Raw genomic sequence first — 9941 nt, forward strand, 5'->3', positions numbered from 1 at the left:
GCCGGGCCGGTGTCGAGACCAGGCCGGCCGCCATCTGCGCATGGGGTACGGACCGGAAGAAGTTCTCCAGGCTGTAGTGGCACTCGCGCTGGCGCTGGTAGGACCGGACCGAGACGGCGACCCGCTCACCGTCGAGATCGAGCCGCCAGGTCCACAACCCGGAGGACTCCGCGATGGCGATGAGCGGCCGGGCCCGTGTCACTCCTTCACGCAATCCGCGCACGGCGGCCCGGCATGTCTCCTGGTCGGGATGGCTCCGCCAGCTCTGGCCGAGACCGCGGTTGTTGGGCCCCACCAGGCGCCACACCAGCGACACCGCCCCACCGGTCGCGGCGGAGCGCTCCGGAAGGGACCTGTCCCCGGGGGTCGCCGTATCGGCGTCGGGTCTGAGTACGAACAGAAAGCGCGGGTGATTCATGAGGTGCAGCCCCCTCCCGGACACACTCAGGCGTCCGGCAGATATTTGGCCGATTCGCATCATCGACGAACCTGACCCTCAATGAGCACGGCAGAGCGGCGTGCACCTTTGTGTGAACACCGGACATCCGGTGGGGGAACCAGATGTGCCGGAGATGTCCAGACCACTCGCCCCTCGTGGACAAAGCCCCACCGCGCTTCCGGGATTCAGGCGGCGGCCGAGGCTGAATCAGCTCGATGAGGTTGCCCTCGGGGTCCTTGACGCGGGCGAAGCGGGCGCCGGACCGGACGGCGTCGGCCGGCCGGCCGGACCGCTTGCGCTCCGGCCGTGGTGAGCCCGGCGAACGCCGCATCCAGGTCGTCGACTTCGAGGGCCCAGTGGCCGTAGCCCTGGTCGCGGCAGGCGTCCGGCGGGTCGGTGACATCCCGGGGGCGCCTGGAGCCGGCACGCTCGATCAGCTCGACGCGGCGGAGGGTCGCCCTCGTACCGGGCGTATTCGGGCGATCCGACAACGCGGCGAGGTGCCGTGGCTGTCGTCGCGCGCCCGCCGGGGGCTACGGGGCAGCCCTCAGGCGAACTGGCCGGGGCTGTAGTCGCCGGCGGGCTGCCGGACGATGACGTTCACGCGGTTGAACGCGTTGATTGGGGCGATCAGGGACACCAGGGCGGCGAGCCGGTCCTCGTCGTAGTGCTTGGCCGCGTTCGCCCAGACCTCGTCCGGAACGCCGCCGTGGCCTCCTCGGTGTGCATGTCGGTGCAGAAACCGCAGCCGTTGATCCGACTCGCGCGGATCTGCGTGGCGGCGGCCGGCAACGCCGAGCCCGAGACCACCTTGCCGGCCGCGACGAAGCCGCTCAGGGCCTTGGACCCGGCCGTGTTGCCGAACACGCTCAAACGGGCGTTCCTGATGAGCTCCTCCGCCGTAGGTACCGGAATACACAGCACCGACGGATCAGCTGGACGGAATGTGACGGCCCGGTGGATCTCCCTCCCGTCACGCCGCCCGGAGCGCCAGCCGGGTGCCCAACTCCAGGATGCGCAGGGAGCGTTCCGTGGCATCGGCGAGAATCTCGCGGCTCCCCTCGATCGCCTCGGGCAGCGACATCGGCGCCGGCAGGATCGCGCTGTACGCGTCGACGCCGATCGCCCGCACCAGGTGCGCGCCGGGCCCGATGGTCCCCGCGAGCACGAACACCGGCACTCCGGCCGCATGGGCTCTGCCCGCCACCTCGGCGGGGATCTTGCCGCGTACGGTCTGGTGGTCGAGCGCCCCCTCGGCCGTGATCACCAGATCGGCACGGGCCAGCCTGGCGTCCAGGTCGAGCCGGTCGAGCAGGACTTCGAAGCGGGGCAGGAGCCGCGCCCCGAGCGCGGCCAGTCCGGCTCCCAGGCCGCCTGAGGCCCCGGTGCCGGGGGCCGTCCGCAGATCGATCGCGGGCGGCAGGTCCCGGGTGAGAACCGCCGCCCAGCGCTCCAGGGCCGCCGACAGCACCTCCACATCGGCCGGACCCGCCCCCTTCTGCGGCCCGAATACGCGTGCCACACCGTGCGTACCGCACAGGACGTTGAAGGGGTTGCAGGCCACGAGCAGTTCGGTGCCCGCGAGACGCCTGTCGAGTCCCGACGTGTCGACCCGGTCCAGTTCCATGAGCGCCGCGCCGCCCGGCGCGAGCTCGCGGCCGCGGTGGTCCGTCAGCCGGGCGCCCAGCGCCTGGAGCGCTCCGGCGCCGCCGTCCGACGTGCCGGAGTCCCCGCAGCCGACGAGCACCCGTCGCGCTCCCAGGTCCAGGGCGGCCCGGATCAGCTCACCCACGCCGTACGTGGTGGTGGTCCCGGGATCACGCCGGTCGGCCGGTACGAGGGAGAGACCGGCGACCGCGGCCATCTCCACCACAGCGGTGAGGGGACCGGGGCCGTCCTCGCCGAGCAGGGCGAAGTGCGTGCTCACGGGAAGCCCGACCGGGCCCGTCGCGGTGCACGGCACCAGCCGGCCGCCGCCCGCGAGGGCCAGCGCTTCCGCCGTGCCCTCTCCCCCGTCCACCAGCGGGATCAGGTCGATGTCGGCGTCGGGGATCACCCGAAGGACGCCCTCGGCGATGGACTCGGCCACCTGAGCCGCGGAAAGGGACTCCTTGAACCCGCTGGGGGCGATGACGATGCGGTAGCTCATGGCTGGGTCTCCAGATGGACGGGCACGCCGAGCAACGGCCAGACGGCGAGGGCGAAGAGCAGCACGAGGGCCGCGGTGAGGGGCGCGAGCACGGCCGAGAGCCGCAGGAGATCGCGCGGGGTGTACGTGGGTGTGCCGGGCAGGTCGGCGAAGAGCGCGACCGGCTTGGCGGAGGCGGGGAGCGTGTGGCAGAAACCGGCGGCGGCGGTCGACGCGAACGCGGCGGCGACCGGATTGACGCCGGCGGCCGTCGCCGCCGCGACCACCAACGGGACCAGGACGGAGGAGCGGGCGGACCGGGACTGGAGCGCCAGGTGGGCCGCCGTGCTGATCACGACCACACCGGCGAGGAACATCCACGGCGGCATCGACGCGCCACCGGGCACCCAGCCCACCAGCCAGTCGGCCGCGCCCGATTCGGAGAGCGCGATGCCCATCGCCATGGTGGCTGCCATGAAGAGGAGCAGCGGCCAGGGCACTGTTCGCAGGCCGTCCTTGAGGCCCACCGTGCCCAGTGCCGGCGAGGCGGCGACGACGGCGCCGATGAGGGCGACCACCGCGGGAGAAACGCCGTGCAGGGGTTCGCTGCACCACAGCACCACCACCGTTCCCAGCAGCAGGAGGCACCGCGCCTCCGGCGGGGTGAGCGGCCCTCGCACCGGAGCGTCGGAGTGCTCCTGGATCTGCGCGGTGGTGATCCGCACGGGCCCCGTCCGGTCGGCCCGACGGGTCGTCGTCAGGAGCACGAGTTCGGCGGCCAGATGGGAGGAGACCACGGCGAGCGGCAGCCCGAGGATCAGCCAGGTGACGAAGCCCAGTTCCTCCCCTGTCTGCTCCCACAGCACGCCGACGGTGATCAGATGGGCGCCCGCGCCGATGAGGGTGGCGACGGCGGAGAGCAGGATCACCGTCGGGAAGAGGAGCGCCAGCATCACCACCAGCCGGGTCCGGTCGGCGAGCGCTTTGGCGAGCGCGAGGAAGACCGGCAGTGCGAGGGCGGCGCGGCCGGAGGTCGCGGGGACGGCGAAGGCCGTGACGACCAGTCCGGCCGTGGTCAGATGCACCAACTGCCGTACGGTGCCCGCCCCGCCGACCAGCCAGGCGGCGGCACGGCCCGCGAGTCCGGTCTTGCTGACGGCGGCGGCCAGGACGAAGGCGCAGATCAGCAGCCACACCGTCTCGTCGCCGAGGGTGGCGAAGAGCGTCTCGCTGCTGATCACCCCGGTCGCGGTGAGCGCGAGTCCGGCGCCGAGCGCGACGTACGTGTCGTCCACCGAGGTGGTGATCCAGGTGTACGTGGCGAGGACGAAGACGACGAGCGTGAACCGCGCGTCGCCGCCGAGGCCGAGGAGACCGCCGGGCAGGGCGAGCAGAACGCAGAAGCTGAGAACGGCGGCGAGGCCGACGGTCCGCCGGAGAGAGAGGGGCACGACGATCAGCCTGGGGTCGGGCCGTGAGGTCCGAATGAGGCTCGGGTGAAAGCCGCTTCATGTGCGGGAGTGCGCCGACGAGCCGCGCGCGGGCCCAAGTGCGCGCGTCCGCAGCCGCGTTCACGGCCGCGTTCACGGCATGCGGTAGCCCATCCCCCGTATCGTCTCCAGCCGCTCTGCGCCCAACTTCCGCCGCAGCGCCCGCACATAGACGTCCACGATGTTGGAGCCGGGGTCGAAGTCGTAGCCCCACACGTGGGAGAGGATCTGCTCGCGCGACAGCACCTGCCCGGGGTGGCGCAGGAACATCTCCAGCAGCACGAACTCACGGGCCGTCAGATCCACGGTCCGCTCGTCCGCCCGTGCGCGCCGGGTCCTCAGGTCGAGGCTGAGGCTGCCGCTGCGCAGCATGGTGACCTCGGGCGCCCCCGCCGCCGTACGCAGCCGGAGCCGTACCCTCGCCAGCAGTTCCTCGAAGCGGAACGGCTTGGTCATCCAGTCGTCGGCGCCGCCTTCGAGCCCGGCCACGGTGTCGCGTACGGAGTCCCTGGCCGTCAGCACGATGACGGGCAGCGTGACGCGCGCCTCGCGCATCTCCCGCAGGACGGTGAATCCGTCCCGCCCCGGCAGGCCGATGTCGAGGAGCACCAGGTCGAAGCCGCCGGACACGGCGTGGTGCAGTGCGCGGTCGCCGTCGTCGGCGACGACGGTGGTGAAGCCGTTGGCGCGGAGGCCCTTCTCCACGAAGGAGGCGATCCGTTCCTCGTCCTCGGCGATCAGAATGCGATTCATGAGCTCGTCTCCAGAATGAGTACGAAGGTGGCGCCGCCGCCGTCGGTACGGCGCAGTTCGACCCGGCCGTGGTGGCCTTCGGCGATCGCCCTGACGATGGCCAGGCCGAGTCCGGCGCCGCTGGTGCGGGCGCCCCGGCGGGCCGTGCCGCGCCGGAACCTCTCGAAGATGACCTCGGCGTCCTGCGGCGGAATCCCGGGTCCGTTGTCGGCGACGTACAGCTCGATCCGCTCGCCGTGCGCCTGCGAGCCGATCCGTATGCGCTGGCCCGGCACCGTGTGCTGGACGGCGTTCTGGGCGAGCTGGACCATCGCCTGGGTGATTCGCTGCGGGTCCAGCGCCGCCTCGCGGTCGGCGACGGTGTCGAGCAGCCACTCCCGCTCGCCGAGCGTGCGGGCCTTGACGAAGACGTCGGCGGTCAGCTCGGCGAGCTGGACCGGTTCCGGCTGGACGAAGTCGGGCCGTTCGGCCCGCGCGAGGAGCAGCAGGTCCTCGACGATGCGGCTCATCCGGTCGAGTTCGTCCGTGACGAGCCGTATCGTCTCCTCGCGGTCGGCAGGATCGTCGCCCATCAGTTCCAGGTGCCCCCGCACAATGGTGATCGGGGTGCGCAGCTCGTGTCCCGCGTCGTCCACGAACACCCGTTGCGCGGCGAACGCCTGCTCCAGCCGGTCGAGCATGCCGTTGAACGTCTCGGCGAGCGCCGCGATGTCGTCCCGGCCCTCGACGGGGATACGCCGGGTGAGATCCCGCTCGGTCAGCTCGGCGGCGGTCTTCCGTACGAGGCGGACGGGCGCCAGGATGTGGCCGGCGACGGCCCAGCCGATGCCGCTCGCCAGGATCAGCGCCATGCCCGACAGGGCCAGCAGCGTCCAGAACGTCTTGTCGGCGACGGCCCGTTCGCGGTCCGCGTGGAAGGCGACGATCAAGGCGCCGGGAGGATCGTCGCCGAGCGGCCGGATGGTGACCTTGGCCCAGCGAAGCTCTCCCCGCGAACGGTGCAGTGTGCCGGAGGAGCCCTTGGCCGCGAGGATCCGGCCGAGCGACGTGTCGTCCTGCCACAGGGCGATGTGGTCGGGGATGTCCCGGCGCTGCCGGACGATGTCGGACCGGGTCGCGGAGGAGCGGGGCAGGCCCAGCAACTCCTCGTCCCGGTCGGCGTACTGCCGTTGCAGAAAGGTCTGGAGCAGCTTGCGCGAGTCACCGAAACTCCGGCCGGTGTCCGGGTCCACGCCCTGGACGACGAAGTTCGCGAACTCGCCCGTCTCCTGGGACAGCAACTGGCTGATGCGGTGCTCCACGTCCCGGTGGAGGATCGAGCGCACCGTGACGGCCACGGCCCCCAGGGCCACCGTCATCACCACCAGCAGCCACAGCAGGATCCGCACCCGGGCGGAGATCCTCGGAACGTCAACCGTCATCACCGAAGTCGTCGCCATCGTCGTCGTCACCGTCGCCGGCCGACGGCCCCGGAACGACGTCGTCGTCGGATGTCCCGCCCGGCGAAGCGGTAGATGGACCCGTGGGCGAACCGGTGGGCGAGCCCGTGGGCGAGGACCCAGGTCCGGTGCTCCGCCGGTCGTCCGGTGTGCCGCTCTGCGCGCCACTCGGCGTGTCGGAGAGCTGTACGCCGGGAGGCACCTTGGGCGCGTCGGGACTGTCGGTCATAGCGTAGCTGGTCGCGGCGATGCCGAGCGGGACGGCGACGACGGCCGCCAGGGCCGCCAGACGAGGTGAGAAGGCCATGCGGTCCATCTTGGCGAGCGGGCCGACGGCCGACATGAAGCCGGGATGAGGATTTCTTCATGAAGGCCCTGGGCCCCGCCCGCCTCCTTACCCCGGGAGGCGGATGACGGCGATGCCGTCCTTGAGCGCGAGCGCCACCCGGCCGCCGTCCGGGTGCACGGCGGCCACGGGCGACGGCTTGTGGGTCACACCGTACGAACCCTGCCGCCGGGGCATGGCCAGCCGCGGCCACTGCGCGACGAGCCCGCCCGTACGGTTGTCGAACAGGCGCGGATGTCCGTACAGCGCGAGGACCGCTTCGCCGCACCCGAGGATCGTGCCGATCGGACCGGGAAGATCGTGGCGGTGGAGCCATGTCGCCGTGGAGCAGGACCACACGCCGAGCTGGTGCTGCCCCAGCTCCCGCTCATCGTCCACCGTGCCGTCCTCCTCGGGATCCCCACCGATGTCGCCGGTGACCAGGGCCAGTCGGTCGCCGTCGAGCCAACAGGCGGAGTCCGCCTCGGCGTCGATCAGCGGCCAGTGGTTCAGGAGTCCGTGTCCGTCCAGCACCGAGGGGTCGGTCACGGCCCGGTCCAGGTCGTACACGCGGCAGACGCCTGCCGGGTGCCACACCCAGCCGGCCGACATCAACCAGCGACCGCCCGGACTGACCGCCGGTCGTGAATGGAACGTGCCGGCGGTCGCCTCAGCCGTGCCGCCGGCCAGACGTTCTCCGGTCGCGACGTCCTCGATCTGGAGCCGGTCGTAGTTCTCGGGGCAGTGCACCAGTACTTCCCGGCCGTCCGACAGCGCCCCCAGGCCCACCGGGTAGTCGTAATCCTCGGCGTGGTACTCGTCCCGGGGCAGTTCACGGACCACCCGCCGCCCGTCGAGCAGTACGCCGCTCGTCCCCCGCTCGGCGTACACCACGGTCCACCGACCCGACGGCGACGTGACGGCGCGGTCGTACCCCCTGCCGTACCCCCGCCGCTCGCGCCGGTGTTCCGTCCCGTCGGGTGACCAGCGGCGCCAGCCGCCCACCGGGTCGAGCAGATCGTCGCCGTCCCACACGAGCGACCGCACCTCGCCGGTCCCCACCCGCACCCTGCGCACCAGCGCGCCGTCGTCCATCGAAGCCCCCAGACACGCCGCTCCCCCGGCGGCGTGCCTCCATCCTCGCCGACGCGGCCGTCACACGGGGGCGTGTTCCCGGAGCCTGCTGAGCAGTTGGTCGCCGATGCGGGCGACCTCCGGCTTGTACGGGGTGTCGGAGAGGACGAAGTGGGTGATGCCGAGTTCGCCGTACTTCCGCAGGGCGGCGGCCACGTCGTCCGGGGAGCCGACCAGCCAGGTGGTCCCGGCGCCCCCGCCGCCGACCCGGCCGGGGGCGGTGTAGAGGCAGGAGTCGAGCACATCGCCGCGCTCGGCGAGGTCGTAGAGCCTCTGCTGGCCGACGGCTCGGCGCCGTTGGGGGTTGATCGTCGAGTCGTGGGCGCCCGCCAGTTCGGCCACTTTCGCCTCGGCGTCGTGCCAGGCCTCCTCGGTCGTGTCACGGACCAGCGTCGTGATGCGCAGGCCGAACTCCAGCGGTGCGTGGGTACGGCCGAGGGATCCGCTGAGCTTCTTGAGACGGTCGATCCGCTCGGCCACGCCGTCGAGCGGTTCTCCCCAGAAGAGCTGGACGTCGGCCTCGGTGGCCGAGACCGCTTCCGCCGCCGCGGAGGCGCCGCCGAAGTAGAGCCTCGGGGTACGGCCGTTCTCGGCGCCGTACGGGCGCGGGCTCAGCGTCGAGTCCTGCACGCCGAAGAACTCGCCCCGGAAGGTGACGTTCTCCTCCGTCCAGAGCCGGCGGACGAGTTGGAGGAATTCGCGGGTGCGGTCGTACCGGCGGGCCGGGTCGCTCTCCCCGTCGCCGTACGCCCCCGCGTTGTCGAGGCCGCTGACGATGTTGACCAACAGGCGTCCGCCGCTGAGCTGGTCGAGCGTGGCCGCGGCGCTCGCGAAGTGCGCGGGCTGCCAGTAGCCGGGCCGGATCGCCACCAGTGGTTTGAACGTGGTGGTACGGGCGGCGAGCGCGGTGGCCACCGTGAAGGTGTCCGGCCGGCCCCACCCCGTACCGATGAGGGCTCCGCCCCAGCCGTGTTCCTCGGCGGCTCGGGCGATCTCGGTGGAGAAGCCGAGCGTGCCCCATCCGTCGGTCGTGTCGTCACCGCGATGACCGGGCTCGACCGTGTTGGGGATGTACCAGAGGTATTCGTCGCTCATGTCAGTACTCCGATTCGCTGTCGAGCAGGGTGGCCTTGCCCGGTGAGTTGTTCTCCGACGGCCTCGCGCGCGGCCCGGCCCCCGGCGTCAGCCACGCGCACGCAGGCCGGTCCCGTGGACGGCGTACTGGTCGATCAGCGCAAGCTCCTCGTCGGTCAGGGGCGGGAACTCGGTCGCCGCCCTGACGTTGTGGTCGAGCTGCCAGGTCGAACTCGCCCCGATGAGTGCGCTGGTGACCTCCGGCCGGCGGAGCACCCACTGCAACGCCAGCTGGGCGAGCGACTGGCCGCGCTTCCCGGCGATGTCGTTCAGGGCGCCGGCCCGCTCGCGGTAGACGTCACTGATGTCGTCGGGCGACAGGAAGCGGCTGGCCGCCGCGCGGGCGTCGGCGGGTACGGTCCCGTCCAGGTACTTGTCGGTGAGCAGTCCCTGTGCCAGCGGCGAGTACACGATCACGCCGGTGCCGTCGTCGGCCGCCCCTTCGAGCAGGCCGTCGGTCTCCGGGCTCCGGTCGAACAGGGAGTAGCGCGGCTGGTTCAGGAGCAGGGGGACGTTGGCTCGGCGCAACAACTCGGCTGCCCGGCGGGCCGGTTCGGCGGGGTAGTTCGAGATGCCGATGTAGAGCGCCTTGCCCTGCTCGACCGCGCTGACCAGGGCTCCCACCGTCTCCTCCAGCGGAGTCGTGGGGTCGGGGCGGTGCGAGTAGAAGACGTCGACGTAGCTGACGCCGAGGTCGCGCAGGCTGTGGTCGAGCGACGCCAGGAGTGATTTGCGCGAGCCGCCCTTGAGATAGGGGCTGTCCCCGACGGGGTTGCCGGCCTTGGTCGAGATCAGGATTTCGTCGCGGTACGGCGCCAGGTCGCTCTTGACGATCCGTCCGAAGAACTTCTCGGCCGCGCGGGCGGGCGGACCGTAACGGTTGGCGATATCGAAATGGGTTATTCCGAGGTCGAACGCCCGCAGAACGATGTCCCGTCGGGTGTCGAACGGATAGTCGTCACCGAACTTCTGCCACAGACCGAAGGAGAGAGCGGGAAGGGCGAGACCGCTGTTCCCGGCGCGGCGGTAGGGCAGTTTCTCGTAGCGGTCATCGGCGGCTCGGTAACCCATGGGGCGGTCATGCCTTTCTGAAGTGGGG

General features: G+C 71.6%; 10 protein-coding genes and 1 pseudogene. All 11 read right to left on the reverse strand.

Going from position 1 to position 9941, the window contains the following annotated elements:
* On the reverse strand, positions 1–418 hold a 418-nt coding region (locus P3L51_RS32805; protein ID WP_354608987.1), incomplete at its 3' end, for a hypothetical protein.
* A gap of 206 nt (positions 419–624) precedes the next feature.
* On the reverse strand, positions 625–930 hold the full coding sequence (locus P3L51_RS32810) for a VOC family protein (RefSeq protein ID WP_354608988.1): 306 nt from the start codon (positions 928–930) through the stop codon (positions 625–627).
* Positions 931–986: 56 nt separating this feature from the next.
* A pseudogene (locus tag P3L51_RS32815) lies at positions 987–1327 on the reverse strand (carboxymuconolactone decarboxylase family protein).
* Positions 1328–1412: 85 nt separating this feature from the next.
* Positions 1413–2588 (reverse strand): glycerate kinase family protein, encoded by a 1176-nt coding sequence (locus P3L51_RS32820; RefSeq protein ID WP_354608989.1) that lies wholly within the window; start codon positions 2586–2588, stop codon positions 1413–1415.
* On the reverse strand, positions 2585–4018 hold the full coding sequence (locus P3L51_RS32825; RefSeq protein ID WP_354608990.1) for an SLC13 family permease: 1434 nt from the start codon (positions 4016–4018) through the stop codon (positions 2585–2587). The genes P3L51_RS32820 and P3L51_RS32825 overlap by 4 nt, the downstream gene beginning before the upstream one ends.
* Positions 4019–4150: 132 nt before the next feature.
* Positions 4151–4810, reverse strand: a complete 660-nt coding sequence (locus P3L51_RS32830) for a response regulator transcription factor (protein ID WP_354608991.1) — start codon at positions 4808–4810, stop codon at positions 4151–4153.
* Positions 4807–6231 carry a sensor histidine kinase gene (locus P3L51_RS32835; RefSeq protein WP_354608992.1) on the reverse strand — a complete coding sequence of 475 codons (1425 nt, stop codon included), beginning with the start codon at positions 6229–6231 and terminating at the stop codon, positions 4807–4809. Before P3L51_RS32835 ends, P3L51_RS32830 begins: the two co-directional genes overlap by 4 nt.
* On the reverse strand, positions 6221–6556 hold the full coding sequence (locus tag P3L51_RS32840; protein ID WP_354608995.1) for a small hydrophilic protein: 336 nt from the start codon (positions 6554–6556) through the stop codon (positions 6221–6223). Before P3L51_RS32840 ends, P3L51_RS32835 begins: the two co-directional genes overlap by 11 nt.
* A gap of 87 nt (positions 6557–6643) precedes the next feature.
* A complete protein-coding gene (locus P3L51_RS32845) occupies positions 6644–7669 on the reverse strand; it encodes a hypothetical protein (protein WP_354608993.1) in 1026 nt (341 codons plus the stop codon).
* A 60-nt stretch (positions 7670–7729) separates the two neighbouring features.
* The gene (locus P3L51_RS32850; protein WP_354608994.1) at positions 7730–8803 is read right to left on the reverse strand and encodes an LLM class flavin-dependent oxidoreductase; all 1074 of its coding nucleotides are present in this window, start codon (positions 8801–8803) and stop codon (positions 7730–7732) included.
* Between the two features lie 87 nt (positions 8804–8890).
* The gene (locus tag P3L51_RS32855) at positions 8891–9913 is read right to left on the reverse strand and encodes an aldo/keto reductase (protein ID WP_354608996.1); all 1023 of its coding nucleotides are present in this window, start codon (positions 9911–9913) and stop codon (positions 8891–8893) included.
* Positions 9914–9941 lie beyond the last annotated feature (28 nt).

It is taken from the genome of Streptomyces panacea, assembly GCF_040560175.1.
GTDB lineage: Bacteria > Actinomycetota > Actinomycetes > Streptomycetales > Streptomycetaceae > Streptomyces > Streptomyces panacea.

Coding starts and splice junctions, on each gene's coding strand:
- P3L51_RS32835 (WP_354608992.1), bottom strand. CDS start 6,231: ATGACGGTTGACGTTCCGAGGATCTCCGCCCGGGTGCGGATCCTGCTG.
- P3L51_RS32840 (WP_354608995.1), bottom strand. CDS start 6,556: ATGGCCTTCTCACCTCGTCTGGCGGCCCTGGCGGCCGTCGTCGCCGTC.
- P3L51_RS32845 (WP_354608993.1), bottom strand. CDS start 7,669: ATGGACGACGGCGCGCTGGTGCGCAGGGTGCGGGTGGGGACCGGCGAG.
- P3L51_RS32820 (WP_354608989.1), bottom strand. CDS start 2,588: ATGAGCTACCGCATCGTCATCGCCCCCAGCGGGTTCAAGGAGTCCCTT.
- P3L51_RS32850 (WP_354608994.1), bottom strand. CDS start 8,803: ATGAGCGACGAATACCTCTGGTACATCCCCAACACGGTCGAGCCCGGT.
- P3L51_RS32830 (WP_354608991.1), bottom strand. CDS start 4,810: ATGAATCGCATTCTGATCGCCGAGGACGAGGAACGGATCGCCTCCTTC.
- P3L51_RS32855 (WP_354608996.1), bottom strand. CDS start 9,913: ATGGGTTACCGAGCCGCCGATGACCGCTACGAGAAACTGCCCTACCGC.